The sequence below is a fragment of the Georgenia soli genome, from assembly GCF_002563695.1.
GTDB lineage: Bacteria > Actinomycetota > Actinomycetes > Actinomycetales > Actinomycetaceae > Georgenia > Georgenia soli.
The window spans coordinates 3,484,878-3,499,100 of record NZ_PDJI01000004.1 but is presented as its reverse complement, the minus strand read 5'-3'; the positions used below and the strand labels follow the sequence as shown (position 1 = coordinate 3,499,100).

Genomic DNA, 14,223 nt, shown 5'->3' with positions numbered 1-14,223 from the left:
CTCGGGTGATCCTACGGGTTCTCGCCGAGGGCGGCCGCGGCGGTCGGGGCGGCCGCGGCGGCGTGGCCGAGGGACTGGATCCGCACGGAGGCGCCGTCGTCGCCCTGGTTGAAGGCCAGCAGACCGATGAGCAGGCCGATGACGACCGCGGCGAGGACGAGTGCGACGATCTTCACGAGCGACGCGGCGGGGTTGCGCGTCTCGACCTCGTTGCCGTACGCCGTCTCCTCCTCCGTGTCCTCCGCGCTGCGCGCGCTCATGGCGCCGGCGGGCCCGGCCATGCGATCACGCACCGACCGGCGGGCCGGCTCGCGCGAGCTCACGCCCTCGCCGGGCTCCTCCGGGGAGTCGGAGGTGGCGGCGGAGAACTCGGCGAGGGAGGCCCACTGCGGGCGAGCCTCCTGGTAGTCGTCCTGGTCCGACTCACCGTCGCTGTCGAGGGCGGCGGCCGCGACCGCCTCCGGTCCGCTCGCCGCAGAGGGGACGCGGGCGGGCGACGACGCGGCACGGGCCTTCTCCGCCTCCGTCGGCTCCCGGCGGACGGGCGCGAAGACAGGCCCCGGACCAGGCTCGGGCGCGTGCGGCTCCGGCGCGTGCGGCTCGGGCGACCCAGCGGTGAAGGGTGCCGCGGGAGCCGGTCCCGGCGAGACGGCCGACCGGGCGCTGGCGGCCGACCGGGCGCTGGCGGCCGACACCGGCGTGGACGTGGTCCCGGCGGACCTGGCCGAGCCCGACGGGGTCGAGGCCGACCTGGTCGAGCCTGACGGGGTCGAGACCGACCTGGTCGAGCCCGACGGGGTCGAGGCAGACGGGGCCGGGGCGGTCCCGGATCGGTTGCGCGGGGCACCGGAAGACGCGGGGACGGCGTCGATGACGATGGTGGTGTCGTCCGGCACCGACGCGAACCGCGGCGCCGGGAACGCGGCCGCGGCCGCCCAGCCGGCGGGGTCGGTGGTCACGGGGGCCTCGGGGGCGGCCGGGGCGGGGCGCGTCGGGGTGGCGGGCGGCTGCACCGGCTGGACGCCGGTCAGGGCGCCGGTGGAGTCGAGGCTGCGCACGCCCCGAGCCGTGTGCGGGGCGCGGACGACCGGCCGGCGAGTGGTCGCGGTCCGCTCGCCGGGTGCTTCCTCCGGACCTGCTGACGGGGCTTCCTGCAGCCGCTCGCGCATCGAGCGCCGGGAGCGGGCGGTCGCGGCGGCGCGCTCGGCCGTGGCCGGCTCCGGCTCCTCGGCAGGCGCGGGCGGGTCGGGGACGCGGTCGGCCGCCACCGGTGCGGGCGGCTGGGCGGCCGCGCGCGGCTCCGCCGTCGTCACGGCAGGGCTCGGCGCCGACACGGTAGGGCTCGACGCCGCCGGGGCAGGGCTCGACGCCGACACAGCGGGGGCAGACGCGGCCGCGGCCGCCTCCGCCGCGGCCTCGGGACCCAGCGGCCGGCCGGCCTCGTCCACGAGCGGCAGCTCGCCCGTGGCGATCGCCTCGAGCCGGGCCTGCTCCTCGAGCTGGCGACGCCGCAGCTCCCGACGCGTCAGAGGCTGGGCCTGCCCCGCCTTCTCGGCGGCAAGGCGTGCGGCGCGCTCGGCCTCACGACGGCGCCGGCGCTCCCCCAGACCGCTGGTCTCGGTGGAGGGTTCCTGCTGGTTCACTTACCTGCTCCTACGGCCCGGGGCGGCAGGTTCATGCTGTGCTGCTCCCGGGCGTTGGTCCTGCGGCGCGGCGTCGGCCGTGAGAAGTCGTCGACCTTCGCCGAGCCCTTGCGGTAGAGGCCGTACTTGGCGATGTACTGCACCACCCCGTCCGGCACGAGGTACCAGACCGGCTTGCCGGCGGCGACCCGCTCGCGGCAGTCCGTCGAGGAGATGGACATGGCCGGCACCTCGAGCAGCGAGACGCCCGCCTCGGGCAGCCCCGAGGTGTCCAGCTCGTGACCGGGACGTGTGACGCCGATGAAGTGCGCCAGCGACCACAGCTCGTCGGCGTCCTTCCAGGTCAGGATCTGGGGGAGCACGTCGGCGCCGGTGATGAAGAAGAGCTCGGTGTCGGGCAGCTGCAGCTTCAGCTCGCGCAGGGTGTCGATGGTGTAGGTCTTGCCCGGCCGGTCGATCTCCAGCCGCGACACGGTGAAGCGGGGGTTGGACGCGGTGGCGACCACCGTCATGAGGTAGCGGTGCTCGGCCTCGGTGACGTCACGGTCCGACTTGAACGGCTGCTCCCCCGTCGGGACGAAGATGACCTCGTCCAGCGAGAAGGACTCCAGCACCTCGCTCGCGGCCACGAGGTGCCCGTGGTGCACCGGGTCGAAGGTGCCGCCCATGACACCGACCCGCCGCCTCGACCGTGCACCCCACGCCATCGCAGCTCCTGCGGGTCAGTGACGGGTGTGGACGTTGCGGAACGCGTACGTCACGAGCAGCAGGAAGATGGCGATCGCCAGGGTGATCGCGCCGAGGACGTACGGGCTCACGGCCGCGGCGGCCTCGGCCTTGTCTGCCTCCTGGGCGGCGAACATCACGAGCGAGCTCTTCATGGTTTCCCTTCCACCAGTCCTGGAACTGTCTGAAGGACAGTCTTGCACGACTCGTGGAGGGCGGGTGCCGCCCGTCCGCGTGGCACGTGTCGCACCTGAGCCCGGTGCCCGACGGCCTTCGAGCGCCTTGTCTCAGCGCTCGCCGAGCACGGCCCAGCCGTGGCCTGGCACCACCGCACGGCCGCCGTCGGTCCGGGCCGTGCCCGCGAGGACCGCGGTGGCGCCCTGTGCCGGGGCCTGCGCGTCGCCGTCGGCAAGGTTGAGGACGACGACGAGCCGCTCGCCCGCAGCGGCCACCTCGTACGCGAGGAGCTCGTTGCGCAGCTCCAGCGTCGTCGTCCGGGCGCGGTGCAGCCACGGGTGACGCCGGCGCAGGCCGATCAGCTCCCGGTGCAGCGCGAGCATCCCGGTGTCCGCCCCGACGAGGTCGTCCGGGCGGTCCGGGAACACGGGCCGGATCGCGTCGTCACCGCCCAGCCGCTCCTCCTTGACGCCCTCGAGCGCGAGCTCGTCCCCGGCGTAGACCGACGGGGTGCCACCCACCGTCATGAGGACGACGTGGGCGTGGGCGAGGTGGCGACGGTCGCTCAGGCGGGTGGCGATGCGCGTGACGTCGTGGTTGCCGACGAACGTCATCGGCGCGAACGTCTCGAGGAAGGTGTTGTGCCTGCCCAGCGCGTGGTCGAGCTCGTAGAAGTTGACGTCCTCGATGCTGCTCCAGATCGCCTTCCACAGCTCGTACTGGGTGACGGCGTCCATGCCGGACTCCGCCACGACGCCGGCGTAGTCGCCGTGGATGACCTCGCCGACGACGTACGCGTCCGGGAACTCCGCCCGGACCGCCGGCAGGACCTTCGCCCAGAACGACGGCGGCACGGCGTAGGCGGCGTCCAGCCGCCAGCCGTCCGCCCCGGCGCGGAGCCAGTGCCGCATCACGTCCCGCACCAGCTCGACGACGGCGGGGGCGTCGTGGTTCAGCGCCACGAGTCCCGCGTGGCCCTCGAACGTCTCGCGCTCGGGCGGGGTGCCGGGCGGGGCGCCCTCTTTCCAGGTGAGGCGGAACATCTCTGCCTCGGGTGTGGCCGGTCCGCCGTCGAGCGCCCGGAGGAAGGCCGGGTGCCGGGAGCCGACGTGGTTGAAGACGCCGTCCAGGACCACCTTGAGCCCGCGTTCGTGGGCGGCGGCGACCAGGGCGTCGAAGTCGGCGCGGTCGCCGAGCCGGGGGTCGATCGTGAAGTGGTCGAGGGTGTCGTAGCCGTGGCTGTGGCTGGTGAAGACGGGCCCGAGCAGGACGGCGGACGCGCCGAGCCCGACGGCGTGGTCGAGCCAGCCGGTCAGGTGCCCGAGTCGGTGCACGGGCTCGGCGGAGGGGTCCAGGACGGGTTCCGCGCCGACGAACCCGAGCGGGTAGACGTGCCAGAAGATCGCGTGCTCGTGCCAGGTGGTCATCCCGCTCATCCTCGCGCAGGCGCGCGGCGGCGGCGACGCGGGGCGTGCTGCGGCGACGGCGCGGGGCGTGCTGCGCACGCGCGGGGGCGTCGGCCCGTGGGCGCCGCCCGAGCGACTCAGCCGCTGAGCAGCTCGGCCGTGTGCCGCAGCTCCGCCAGGGCCCGGCGCCAGTTCTCCGTGGAGTGCTCGGCGGCCTCCGGCGTGGGGTTGTTGTCCTGGGTCAGCGTGACGCGGGTGCCGCCCGGGACCTCCTCGAGCCGCCACGTGACCGTGTGGTAGTTCTCCGGCACGTCCGCCTCACCCGTGAGCGGGCTGAAGTGCGTGTGCCGCAGCAGCCGCGGCTCGTCGACGTCGAGGATCTTGCCGTGGTCCTCGAACCGTCGGCCCTCCCACTCGCCGGTGAACGTGATCGGGCTGCCGGGGACGAAGTCGCTGTCCACGGCGGCGCCGAACATGACGCGGCTGAGCAGCTCCGGGCTGGTGAGGACGGTCCACACGGTGCGCGGCAGGGCGCCGATGTCGGTGCTGCACGTCGAGACGTTGTCGGCCATGGGCTCCTCCTGACCTGGTCGTACCAGGATGACGAGCAGGGGCGGACAGCACCACCCCTCAGGACAGCGGGACCTCCGGGGCGCACGACCCTCGCCGTCGTGCGCCGGCCTGCCGGGGCTGCTGGGATGGGCGCCGAGGAGGTGCGGCATGTGCCGTTGGATGACGTACTCGGGCGAGCCCGTCCTCGCCGACGACCTGCTGTTCCGGCCGGTCCACTCGCTGATCGACCAGGCTCTGCACTCCAAGCTGGGGGCCACGACGACCAACGGGGACGGTTTCGGCATCGGCTGGTACGGCGAGGGGGACGTGCCCGCGCTGTTCAAGAGCACGGAGCCCGCCTGGAACGACGAGAACCTGCGCGAGCTCGCCGGGCAGATCCGCACCGGGCTGCTCTTCGCGCACATCCGGGCCTCGACCGGCACCCCGGTGCAGCGCAGCAACTGCCACCCCTTCCGTCACGGGACGTGGATGTGGATGCACAACGGCGGCATCACGGGGTTCCCGACGATCAAGCGCGAGCTCGTCGGCGCCGTCGCCCCGGAGCTGTACCCGCACATCGAGGGCTCCACGGACTCGGAGGTGCTCTTCTACCTGGCGCTCACCTTCGGGCTGCGCGACGACCCGCCGGCCGCCGTCGAGAGGGCCGTGGGCCTCGTGGAGGAGGTGGCGGCCGGCGCGGGCATCCGCCACCCGGTCCAGATGACGGTCGCCACGGCCGACGGCAGCACCACCTGGGCCTTCCGCTACTCCTCCGTCGGGAGGTCCCGGTCGCTGTACCACTCCACGCACATCGGTCAGCTCCGGCGCATGCACCCGGAGGTCCCGGTCTTCGGCACGCTGCCGGACACCGCCCGGCTGATCGTCTCCGAGCCGCTGCGCGACATGCCCGACGCCTGGGCCGAGGTACCGGAGTCGTGCTGGGGCATGATCACCGAGGACGGCCGGGGTGAGCAGCACGCGTTCGCGCCCCGCCGCCCCTGACCGACGCTAGGAGCCGAGCGCCAGCTCCTCCAGGAGCCGGAGGACCCGGGCATCGACCTCGTCCCGGATGCGCCGGGCCTCCTCGATCGTGTCCTCGGCCGGGTCGGCCAGGCCCCACTCCTCGTACCTCTTGCCCGGGTAGACGGGCACCGCGTCCTTCGAACCCATCGTGATGACCACGTCCGCGGCCCGCACGACGTCGTCGGTGAGCGGCTTCGGGTAGGCGTGACTCATGTCGAGGCCCCGCTCCGCCATGACGGCGACGGCGTTGGGGTGGACCTGTGGCACCGGTGCCGCGCCGGCGGACCGGGTGTGCACGCGGCCCGCCGCGTAGTGCTCGAGGAGCAGGGCCGCCATCTGCGAACGTCCGGCGTTCTGCACGCAGACGAACAGGACCTCCGGGCAGACGCGGGGGCGTACGTTCCGGCTCTGGGCCAGTGCCGCCAGACGGTCGGCGGCGAAGTGGGCGGCAAGCACGGGCAGGTGGGTCGTCACCCGCGCCGTGCGTGCCAGCGCGGTGTAGGACTCCATCACCGTGCGCTCGACCGTCTCGCTGTCGATCGTCCCTTCGTACCTGCGCGTCAGGTCCGCGACGACGCCGCGCAGCTCGTGGTCGGGGTCCGAGAGCCCGGGCATCCCGTTGCGGGTCATGACGCCTCCCAGGACGGTCCCAGCGTAGGCCTGCCCCCGGGCGGGCGCGCGGCACGCCGTGCGGTCAGGGACGCCGCCAGTCGTCGCTCGTCAGGTGCGAGCCGGCCATCGGGCCCATGGTGAGCATGCCGCCGTCGACGGCCCACGAGGCACCGTTGACGTACCCGGCGTCGGGCCCGCAGAGGAACGCCACGGTCGCGGCGATCTCGCGCGCGTCCCCGGGGCGCGCGACGGGGATGCCCGGCCGGTACTTGTCCTCGAGCACCGACTCGTCCTCCTGGCCCGTCATGGGCGTGGCGATCTCGCCCGGCGCCACCGCGTTGACGGTGATGCCGTGCTCGGCCAGCTCCAGGGCCGCCACCTTGACCAGCAGACCCAGTCCGCCCTTGGCGGCGCAGTACGGGCCGGCGCCCACGCGGGGGGCGTGCTCGTGCACGGAGGTGATGGCCACGATCCGGCCGCCGTTGCCGGCCGCCACCATGTGACGGGCGGCGGCCTGGAGGCAGCAGAAGGCCCCGTCGAGGTCCACGGCGACGACGTCACGCCAGGTGCTCCAGTCCATCTCGAGCAGCAGGGTCGAGCTCCCGGTCCCCGAGCTCATCACGAGGGTGTCCACGCCGCCCATCGCCTCGGCGAGCTCGTCGACGACCGCGGTGCCGTTGCGCGGCTCGGAGAGGTCGAGGCGGCGCACGTGGGCGGTGGCCCCGGCCGCGCGCACCTCCTCCGCCGTCGCCTGCGCGCCGGGCTCGTCCTCGTGCCAGGTGACCGCGACCTGCCGGCCCGGGGCCGCGAGCGCGACGGCCGTCGCCCTCCCGATCCCCGAGTCGGCCCCGGTGACGATGATCCTGGTGGGTTCGAACGCTGCGGGTCTCTCGGTGGGCGCAGGGGTGGCGCTCACCGCGAGACCAGCTTGAAGAACGTGGAGTCGCTGCCGTCCGCCTTCTTCTGCTGGTACAGGAACGCCAGCTTCTCGTCCTCGAACTTCGCGAACCAGTCGTCCCAGCTGATGTGCTCCAGCTGGTCCTCGCCGGCTCCGCCGGGGAAGTCGATGCGCAGGACACCGGCCTGGTCGGACCCCTCGGTGCCTCGCACGCTCGCGGGCTTGCCGTCGTGCTCCTCGACCCAGCGGCGGATCTCGTCGTGATCGGTGGTCGTGCTGCTCTCGGACGCCATGGCTCCTCCTTCGGGTGCGGTACTGCGGTGGATTCGACCGTAGGCAGAGCTCCGGGGCCGCGCACGCCGGGACGGCGGTCCGTCGGCCCGTCGGTCCGCAACCGGACATCACAACTAGTCGAGGCAGAACTCGTTCCCCTCCGGGTCCTGCATGACGATCCAGCCGGCGTCGAGCGGGCCGGGCTCGAAACGCCGCACCCGACGGGCCCCCGCCGCGACCAGCTGCTCGCACCGCTCCTCCAGCGCCGCCATGCGCTCCTCGCCCTGGAGACCGGGTGCCGCACGCACGTCGAGGTGCACCCGGTTCTTCGCGGTCTTCCCCTCGGGCACCCGCTGGAAGAACAGCCGTGGCCCCCTGCCGTCGGGATCGCTGACGGCGGACCGGTCGTTGCGCCGCTCCTCCGGCACGCCCCAGGCGTCGAGCGCCTCGTCCCACGAGTCGAACCCGGCCGGCGGCGGGTCGAGCTCGTAGCCGAGCACCTCCGCCCAGAAGGTGGCAAGGGTGCCGGGGTCGTGCGCGTCGAAGGTGATCTGCACCGTTGCTGCCATGAGGTCTCCTGTGTCCGACGGCGCCTTCGTGGTGGGACGAGGCAACCACGCCCCACCGACACGCGCCAGGTCCTCGCCGCCCTGCCGCTCACCGGCCGGTCTCCCCGGCGCCCGGCCGTGCCGGCGGACCCGTAGCCACCCCGGGGGTGGCTCGGTACTCTCGCCAGATGGGCGTCCACCAGCTGCGCGTCGTCGTCGAGGCCGAGGACTACGAGAGGGCGGTCGCGTTCTTCCGCGACGTGGTCGGGCTGCCGGTCGAGGAGACCTACTCGTCCGACGGCGGCGCCGAGGTGACGATCATGGGGGCCGGCCGGGCCACGCTCGAGATCGCCAACCCCGCGCAGAAGGACCTCATCGACGACGTCGAGGTCGGCCGGCACGTCGCCCCGAAGATCCGGCTCGCGTTCGAGGTGGACGACACCCCAGCGATGACGGACAAGCTGGTCGAGGCGGGGGCCGAGCTGGTCGCGCCGCCCACGGTGACGCCGTGGCACTCGCTGAACTCCCGCCTCGAGGTGGCGGCGGGCCTGCACGTGACGCTCTTCGCCGAGGGGGCCGACGCGTACTGAGGAGCCGCGGGTCCGCCGTCGTCCGTGACCGTTAGTCCACGTGGTCACCGAGGGCCGGTGCGGCGTCGGGATGCTCCTCCAGGTACTCCCCGACGCGGTCCTCCGCGAACGCGTCGCTGACCTCCTGCAGCCGCGGCTCGTCGAGGAGCACGATCGACTGGGCCCCGTCCGGGCTCCGGCCGGTGCCGACGTACGGCGCGGTGATGAAGCGGACGGAGTCCGGGCGCAGCGTGCGGGCGCCGATGGCGAGGTCGCGCATCTTCGACACGGTGAGGCCGTCGTCGAGGGAGAGCGAGCGGGTGACCGCCTCGAGCGTGGACATCAGCCGGACCGGGTCGGTGAGCAGCTCCCGGTCGAAGATCGAGCGCATGATCGCGCGCATCCAGTTCTGCTGGCGCTGGACGCGGCCGAAGTCGCCGCCCTCGACGTTGTACCGCTCGCGGGCGTAGGCGAGCGCCTGCTCACCGTCGAGCACGTGGGTGCCCTCCTCGAGGGTGACGCCGCCGGCGTCGAGCGGCTGGGCGAGCGTGAGCTCCACCCCGCCCAGCTCGTCGGTGAGCACGGCGAAGGACTCGAAGTCGGCGACGGCGAAGTGGTCGATCCGCACCCCGGTCAGCTGCTCGACCGTCTGGATCATGAGCGTGGGGCCGCCCCACGAGAACGCGGCGTTGATCTTGGCCTCGCCGTGGCCGGGGACGTCGACCCAGGAGTCGCGCGGGATCGACATCATGGTCAGGCTCCGCCGGTCGCCCGAGATCTGCGCCAGCATGATGGCGTCCGTGCGCTGCGCGCCGGCCGTCCACCGGCTGGGGTCGCCGGCCGAGATCCGGCTGTCCGAGCCGAGGATCAGGATGTTGACGGGGGCCCGTCCGGCCGCCGCGGCGCCGTCGCCCACGGCGGTTCGCGGCGCGTTCTCGGGCCGGGTCGGGATGGCGGCGAACGGGTCGCCGAGGCGTTCGATGCCGGCCTCGAGCCGCCCCTGGAGGTAGGAGACGCCGGCGACGCCCGCCCCCGCCACGGTCAGCAGGATGGCGAGCGCGACGAGGACGGCGACCCGCCCCGCCCGGCGGCCACCGCGCCCGCCCGCCGGCAGGGCCAGCGGCGCCGTCGGGTCGCCGTCGCCGTCCGGGCGGCCCGGGGTGCCGGGGGTCGCCCGGCCGGGACGGGGCTCGTGCAGTCCGGCCGGCGGCCGCGTCTGCGTCGTCACGGCCCGGCCCTAGCCGACCGGTCCGGTGGGGCTGACGAAGTTCGTGAGCATCGTGACCTCGCTGTGGCTGGGAGGATCCAGCGCACCAGCGGTCACGAGGAGCCACTGCTACCTCGGGCGGTGATCGAGGGGTGATTCGGCCGCCCTCGCCCCGGGTGGGGGCGAGGGGTGACGCAGGGTGAGCGCGCCCCGCCCTACGTGTCGAGCAGGCCCGCCGCGAGCGCGGGGGCGATCGCCGGGCTCGCCGGCAGCCGCGGCAGCAGGGTCGCCTGCAGCGCGTGGTAGACGTCGGGCTTGCCGGACCAGGTCCGGGCGCTCGGCCGGTTGGCGGGGTCGAGCTCGTGCCGCCAGGCGCCGGGTGCCTCGAGGAGGTGCTCGGCGGCGTAGTCCCACCAGGTGCGGTACCAGCGCTCGTACTCGTCCTCACCGGTGACGCGGTGCAGCACGGCGGCGGCAGCGAGCGCCTCGGTGAGCACCCAGTGCATCCGCTCGCGCACCACCGGACGCCCGCCGAAGTCGACCGTGTAGACGAACCCCTCCGCGCCGTCGACCGCCCACCCCTCCGCGGCGCCGGTCGCGAAGAGCGAGCGTGCGCCGTCGAGCATCCACCCGCCCGCGTCCCGGCCACGGGAGGTCAGGGCGTCGCGGGCCTGGAGGGTGAGCCGGGCCCACTCGAACCAGTGCCCCACGGTGGCGCCGAACGGGCGGAAGGGGTGCGCGGGGTCCTCGCGGTTGTAGTCGGGCAGCGGGGACCAGGCGGGGTCGAAGTGCTCGGGGAGGCGCCACGACGCCGGGCGGGCGAAGCCGTCCACCACCCGGCGGGCGATGCGCACGGCCCGGTCGAGCCAGGCGTCGTCGCCGGTGACGTCCGCGGTGGCGAGGTACGCCTCGACCGTGTGCATGTTGGCGTTGACGCCGCGGTAGGCCTCGAGCTCGCTGAAGGTCCGGTCCCAGCTCTCCACGACCATGCCCTCGTCGTCGCGCCAAAACCGCTCGAGCGAGACCCGGCGGGCCCGCTCGAAGAGCTCGGCCGCACCGGGCCGGCCGGCCGCCGTCGCGGAGGAGGTGGCGAGCAGGACGAAGGAGTGCGGGTAGGCCTCCTTGCGCTCCGACGTCGGCCCCTCGGGTCCGACGGCGGAGAACCAGCCGCCGTGCTCGGGGTCCTCGAACGTCCCGGCCAGGCACGCGAGACCGTGGTCGACGAGCGGCGCGCAGCCGGGCCGGCCGAGGAGCGTGCCGAGGGCGAACGCGTGCACCATGCGGCAGGTGATCCACAGCTCGCTGGGGCGGGCGGGGTCGACCGCTCCGGCGGCGTCGAGGTAGCCGAAGCCCTGCGGGGTGCGGGAGGCGCGCGCGAAACGCAGCAGCGCGTCCGACTCGTGCTCCAGCCACCGCGCGTGCGCGGGCGTGCCCAGCCAGGTGGTCATCGAACGGTCGCTCCCCCGTGAGTGGCGTCTGCCCGGCACCGTCGACGGGCCGGCCGGCCGCCAGCGTACCGAGGCCCCTCGACGCGGTGCTCCGGAAGCGCCCGGAATGAAGGACGGCGCGGTCCGGTTGAGCCGGTCATGAGCGAACCGATCTCCGTGCACGTCTGGTCCGACATCGCCTGCCCGTGGTGCTTCATCGGCAAGCGCCGTTTCGAGAAGGGGGCCGCGCAGTTCGGCGGGGACGTCACCGTCGAGTACCACTCCTTCGAGCTGGCGCCCGACACCCCGGTGGACTTCGAGGGCTCCGAGGTGGACTTCCTCGCCGGCCACAAGGGCATGCCCAGGGAGCAGGTGGCCCAGATGCTCGAGCAGGTCACCGGGCTCGCCGCGGCGGAGGGCCTGGACTACGACTTCGGCTCGGTCCGGCACACCAAGACCCTCAAGGCCCACGAGGTGCTCCACCTCGCCAAGGCGAAGGGCCTCCAGCTCGACGTCGTCGAGAAGCTGTTCTCCGCCTACTTCGAGCAGGGGCGCCACGTGGGCCACGACGAGGATCTCGTCGCCATCGCCGCGGAGGCGGGCCTGGACCCCGACGACGTGCGCGCCGCGCTCGCCGAGGGCACGTATCGCGCCGACGTCCAGCAGGACATCGCCCAGGCCCGCGCGTACGGCATCAACGGCGTGCCGTTCTACGTCATCGACAACAAGTACGGCGTCTCCGGCGCCCAGGCGCCCGAGACCTTCGCGCAGGTCCTGCAGAAGGTCGCCGAGGAGAAGGCCGCCGCCTCCGAGGGGGTCCGGTGACGGACCTGCCGACGGCGGACCGGACCTCGTCGCGGGCCGGGACGACGACGGAGCAGGCACCGCCCGCCCCGCTCACCCTCGTCCCGGTGCCGGGGCTGCAGGGGATCGGCGGCGACGCGGTCGGCTTCTGCGGACCGGACGGGTGCCACCCCGTGGACCCGGGCCCCCAGCCGGCCGGCGCCGGCGAGCGGTCCGCCGGGATCGGTGAGCAGTCGCCCGATCCCGCCGAGCCGCCGGCCGCACCCGCTCCGACCGACCCGCTGCGGTGACCGCCGCCGACGGGCTGCGTGCCCGCCTGCGTGGCCTCACGACGTTCCCCGAGGACCTGCCGCCGTTCGACGTCGAGCGAGCGCCCGCCGCACCGGCGGAGCTGTTCCTCGGCTGGCTCGAGGACGCGGTCGCCACCGGCGTGCCCGCCCCGCACGCCGTGGTGGTGGCCACCGTGGGCCCGGACGGCCGGGTCACGGCGCGCAACGTGCTGCTCACGGACGTCGACGCCGCCGGCTGGCACTTCTCCACGCCCCGCTCGAGCCCCAAGGCGCTCGACCTCGCCGCACGGCCCCGCGCCGCGATGACGTTCTTCTGGCCGGTGCTGGGACGTCAGGTCCGGCTCAGCGGGTCGGTGTCGGACCTCGGCCCCGAGGCGGCGGAGCACTTCCGCGCCCGGTCCGAGGCCTCGCGCGCGGGCACCCTGGTGGGCCACCAGAGCGAGCACCTCGACAGCCTCGAGCGCTACGCCGCGGCGTTCGCCGACGCGCTCGAGCAGGTGCGGGCCGACCCGGACCTCGTCGACGAGCGGTGGACCGACCACGCCCTCGCCCCGGACACCGTGGAGTTCTTCCAGGCCGCGCGGCCGGGCAACGTCCGGCTGCGCTACCGCACGGACGGGGCGCCGGGCCGCTGGACCACCGAGCTGCTCTGGCCGTGACCTTCCGGCCCTGCGGGCCCGGGCAGGTGCCCTTGCCGGGTCCGCCGCCCGGGCCCGACCTCGTCCGTCCGGGACCGTCGCCCTGCCCGTGCTGACCGGTCCGCCGCGTGCTAGGCATGACGGCGACGACAGGAGGCACATGACCGAGACAGCGTCCACGGTCCGGGACGAGCTGCTGCACCGCCCGGGACGGCTGCTGACCACCTGGCTGCGCCACCCTCGTGCGGCGCTCGCGGTCCGCGGGGCGCTCGCCGCCTCCCTGGCGTGGTTCGTCGCCCAGTTCCTGCCCGACCCGGCCGCCGACTACCCGTACTACGCCCCGCTCGGCGCCGTCATCGCCACGACCACCACGCTCGCGGGCTCCGTGCGCGAGTCGCTCCAGACGGTGGCGGCCATCGGGGTCGGTGGGGCGATCGGGTTCCTCGGCGAGCACCTCGGCTCTTCCTCCAGCCCGCTCACCGTGGCACTGGTCGTCGCCCTCGGCGTGCTCGCCGTCGGCCTGCGCCCCCTGGGGGCCATGGCCAGCTGGGCACCGACGGCCGCGCTGTTCACGCTCGTCATCGGCGGCGGGGAGGCCTTCTACATCGGCGTGTACGCGGGACTGGTGCTGCTCGGCGCCGCCATCGGCGTCACGGTCAACGCCGTGTTCCCGCCCCTGCCGCTCGCCCCGGCCCAGGCGGCGGTCGCGGACGTGCGGCGCGAGCTCGCCGCGCAGCTCGCCGACGTGGCCGACGCCCTCGAGCAGGACGACCCGCTCGACGCCGAGGGGTGGGAGCAGCGCCAGCACGACGTCGCACCGAAACGCTGGCTCATGCGCAACAGGGTCCAGGAGGCCGACGACGCCCGGCGCGGCAACCGCCGGGCACGGGCGTACGAGCACGAGCTCGACCGCCTCGACCGGCAGGCGGCCGCGCTCGACCGGGTCGCGCTGCTCGTGGTCGACCTCACCGACCTGCTCTCCGTGGAGGAGCGCGCCGGGAACGAGACCCTGGCCCTGGGCCGTGCCCTGCGGCCCGCGGCCGCCGACATGGTCCGTCACCTCGAGGCGGTCGTGCGCAGCGTCGGCGACTCGGACGACGTCGAGAAGGAGGTGCGGGCCGCCCGGGAGTCGCTGGAGCGGTTCACCGCGGCGACCGGCCGGGCCCGCACCGACGAGCCGGGCGGCGGCACGATGGTGGCCGCCTCGCTGGCCGTCACCGTCCGTCGCTGCCTGGACGAGCTGATCTCCGTCAGGGTGGCCGACGCGCCCGCCGGTCCGGCGCGCGACGCCGCCGACGGTGAACCCGGGGCCGGGCGAGGCGCGCCTGACACACGGCGGGACGCGCCTGACCCACGGCGGGACGCACCCCGACACACGGCGGGACGCGCCTGACCGGGGCGGGCGGAGCGGTCCGACCGGCCCCGCCCTG

17 protein-coding genes are annotated in these 14,223 nt (G+C 74.5%); 6 read left to right on the top strand and 11 right to left on the bottom strand.

Translation table 11 applies throughout. The features are described from left to right. Nucleotides 1-11 precede the first annotated feature (11 nt). The 5 genes from ATJ97_RS17100 to ATJ97_RS17085 all read right to left on the bottom strand — a co-directional run bounded on the left by ATJ97_RS17100 (nucleotide 12) and on the right by ATJ97_RS17085 (nucleotide 4,524). Nucleotides 12-1,643, bottom strand: a complete 1,632-nt coding sequence (locus tag ATJ97_RS17100) for a hypothetical protein (protein WP_098484766.1) — start codon at nucleotides 1,641-1,643, stop codon at nucleotides 12-14. After that, the gene (gene nadD / locus ATJ97_RS17095) at nucleotides 1,640-2,350 is read right to left on the bottom strand and encodes a nicotinate-nucleotide adenylyltransferase (RefSeq protein WP_098484765.1); all 711 of its coding nucleotides are present in this window, start codon (nucleotides 2,348-2,350) and stop codon (nucleotides 1,640-1,642) included. The genes ATJ97_RS17100 and nadD overlap by 4 nt, the downstream gene beginning before the upstream one ends. Before the next feature lie 15 nt (nucleotides 2,351-2,365). Continuing rightward, nucleotides 2,366-2,524: a hypothetical protein gene (locus tag ATJ97_RS19900; protein ID WP_170037528.1), complete on the bottom strand. Its 159-nt coding sequence runs from the start codon at nucleotides 2,522-2,524 to the stop codon at nucleotides 2,366-2,368. Between the two features lie 132 nt (nucleotides 2,525-2,656). Beyond that, on the bottom strand, nucleotides 2,657-3,973 hold the full coding sequence (locus tag ATJ97_RS17090; protein ID WP_098484764.1) for an alpha-amylase family glycosyl hydrolase: 1,317 nt from the start codon (nucleotides 3,971-3,973) through the stop codon (nucleotides 2,657-2,659). 116 nt (nucleotides 3,974-4,089) lie between these two features. Continuing rightward, nucleotides 4,090-4,524 carry an SRPBCC family protein gene (locus tag ATJ97_RS17085; protein WP_098484763.1) on the bottom strand — a complete coding sequence of 145 codons (435 nt, stop codon included), beginning with the start codon at nucleotides 4,522-4,524 and terminating at the stop codon, nucleotides 4,090-4,092. Between the two features lie 148 nt (nucleotides 4,525-4,672). Here ATJ97_RS17085 and ATJ97_RS17080 point away from each other — a divergent pair, with 148 nt between their 5' ends. Further along, a complete protein-coding gene (locus tag ATJ97_RS17080) occupies nucleotides 4,673-5,506 on the top strand; it encodes a class II glutamine amidotransferase (protein WP_245862681.1) in 834 nt (277 codons plus the stop codon). A 6-nt stretch (nucleotides 5,507-5,512) separates the two neighbouring features. Here ATJ97_RS17080 and ATJ97_RS17075 read toward each other — a convergent pair whose 3' ends face one another. From ATJ97_RS17075 to ATJ97_RS17060, 4 genes are all read right to left on the bottom strand, one after another. After that, nucleotides 5,513-6,157, bottom strand: a complete 645-nt coding sequence (locus tag ATJ97_RS17075) for an arsenate reductase ArsC (RefSeq protein ID WP_098484761.1) — start codon at nucleotides 6,155-6,157, stop codon at nucleotides 5,513-5,515. A 64-nt stretch (nucleotides 6,158-6,221) separates the two neighbouring features. After that, entirely contained in the window at nucleotides 6,222-7,055 is an 834-nt protein-coding gene (locus ATJ97_RS17070; RefSeq protein WP_098484760.1) for an SDR family oxidoreductase, read from the bottom strand. Then, the gene (locus tag ATJ97_RS17065) at nucleotides 7,052-7,330 is read right to left on the bottom strand and encodes a hypothetical protein (RefSeq protein WP_098484759.1); all 279 of its coding nucleotides are present in this window, start codon (nucleotides 7,328-7,330) and stop codon (nucleotides 7,052-7,054) included. Before ATJ97_RS17065 ends, ATJ97_RS17070 begins: the two co-directional genes overlap by 4 nt. A 114-nt stretch (nucleotides 7,331-7,444) precedes the next feature. Then, nucleotides 7,445-7,879 (bottom strand): VOC family protein, encoded by a 435-nt coding sequence (locus ATJ97_RS17060; protein WP_098484758.1) that lies wholly within the window; start codon nucleotides 7,877-7,879, stop codon nucleotides 7,445-7,447. Nucleotides 7,880-8,046: 167 nt separating this feature from the next. Between ATJ97_RS17060 and ATJ97_RS17055 the strand changes: the two genes are divergently transcribed. Next, complete coding sequence (locus ATJ97_RS17055) at nucleotides 8,047-8,448, top strand: VOC family protein (protein ID WP_098484757.1); 402 nt, start codon at nucleotides 8,047-8,049, stop codon at nucleotides 8,446-8,448. 31 nt (nucleotides 8,449-8,479) lie between these two features. Here the strand turns inward: ATJ97_RS17055 and ATJ97_RS17050 are convergent, their stop codons facing one another. Then, complete coding sequence (locus ATJ97_RS17050; protein ID WP_245862677.1) at nucleotides 8,480-9,655, bottom strand: LCP family protein; 1,176 nt, start codon at nucleotides 9,653-9,655, stop codon at nucleotides 8,480-8,482. Between the two features lie 194 nt (nucleotides 9,656-9,849). After that, nucleotides 9,850-11,082, bottom strand: a complete 1,233-nt coding sequence (locus ATJ97_RS17045) for an AGE family epimerase/isomerase (RefSeq protein ID WP_098484756.1) — start codon at nucleotides 11,080-11,082, stop codon at nucleotides 9,850-9,852. Nucleotides 11,083-11,220: 138 nt separating this feature from the next. Here ATJ97_RS17045 and ATJ97_RS17040 point away from each other — a divergent pair, with 138 nt between their 5' ends. From ATJ97_RS17040 to ATJ97_RS17025, 4 genes are all read left to right on the top strand, one after another. Next, the gene (locus ATJ97_RS17040) at nucleotides 11,221-11,886 is read left to right on the top strand and encodes a DsbA family oxidoreductase (RefSeq protein ID WP_098484755.1); all 666 of its coding nucleotides are present in this window, start codon (nucleotides 11,221-11,223) and stop codon (nucleotides 11,884-11,886) included. After that, nucleotides 11,883-12,155: a hypothetical protein gene (locus ATJ97_RS17035; RefSeq protein WP_098484754.1), complete on the top strand. Its 273-nt coding sequence runs from the start codon at nucleotides 11,883-11,885 to the stop codon at nucleotides 12,153-12,155. The genes ATJ97_RS17040 and ATJ97_RS17035 overlap by 4 nt, the downstream gene beginning before the upstream one ends. Next, nucleotides 12,152-12,814, top strand: a complete 663-nt coding sequence (locus ATJ97_RS17030) for a pyridoxine/pyridoxamine 5'-phosphate oxidase (RefSeq protein WP_245862675.1) — start codon at nucleotides 12,152-12,154, stop codon at nucleotides 12,812-12,814. The genes ATJ97_RS17035 and ATJ97_RS17030 overlap by 4 nt, the downstream gene beginning before the upstream one ends. 139 nt (nucleotides 12,815-12,953) lie before the next feature. After that, on the top strand, nucleotides 12,954-14,186 hold the full coding sequence (locus ATJ97_RS17025; RefSeq protein WP_098484753.1) for an FUSC family protein: 1,233 nt from the start codon (nucleotides 12,954-12,956) through the stop codon (nucleotides 14,184-14,186). Nucleotides 14,187-14,223 lie beyond the last annotated feature (37 nt).

What these genes read in the sequence shown, in the direction of transcription:
- ATJ97_RS17065 (WP_098484759.1), bottom strand. Translation starts at nt 7,330, where the DNA reads ATGGCGTCCGAGAGCAGCACGACCACCGATCACGACGAGATCCGCCGC.
- ATJ97_RS19900 (WP_170037528.1), bottom strand. Translation starts at nt 2,524, where the DNA reads ATGAAGAGCTCGCTCGTGATGTTCGCCGCCCAGGAGGCAGACAAGGCC.
- ATJ97_RS17055 (WP_098484757.1), top strand. Translation starts at nt 8,047, where the DNA reads ATGGGCGTCCACCAGCTGCGCGTCGTCGTCGAGGCCGAGGACTACGAG.
- ATJ97_RS17060 (WP_098484758.1), bottom strand. Translation starts at nt 7,879, where the DNA reads ATGGCAGCAACGGTGCAGATCACCTTCGACGCGCACGACCCCGGCACC.
- ATJ97_RS17040 (WP_098484755.1), top strand. Translation starts at nt 11,221, where the DNA reads ATGAGCGAACCGATCTCCGTGCACGTCTGGTCCGACATCGCCTGCCCG.
- ATJ97_RS17080 (WP_245862681.1), top strand. Translation starts at nt 4,673, where the DNA reads ATGTGCCGTTGGATGACGTACTCGGGCGAGCCCGTCCTCGCCGACGAC.
- ATJ97_RS17090 (WP_098484764.1), bottom strand. Translation starts at nt 3,973, where the DNA reads ATGACCACCTGGCACGAGCACGCGATCTTCTGGCACGTCTACCCGCTC.
- nadD (WP_098484765.1), bottom strand. Translation starts at nt 2,350, where the DNA reads ATGGCGTGGGGTGCACGGTCGAGGCGGCGGGTCGGTGTCATGGGCGGC.
- ATJ97_RS17045 (WP_098484756.1), bottom strand. Translation starts at nt 11,082, where the DNA reads ATGACCACCTGGCTGGGCACGCCCGCGCACGCGCGGTGGCTGGAGCAC.
- ATJ97_RS17075 (WP_098484761.1), bottom strand. Translation starts at nt 6,157, where the DNA reads ATGACCCGCAACGGGATGCCCGGGCTCTCGGACCCCGACCACGAGCTG.
- ATJ97_RS17025 (WP_098484753.1), top strand. Translation starts at nt 12,954, where the DNA reads ATGACCGAGACAGCGTCCACGGTCCGGGACGAGCTGCTGCACCGCCCG.
- ATJ97_RS17085 (WP_098484763.1), bottom strand. Translation starts at nt 4,524, where the DNA reads ATGGCCGACAACGTCTCGACGTGCAGCACCGACATCGGCGCCCTGCCG.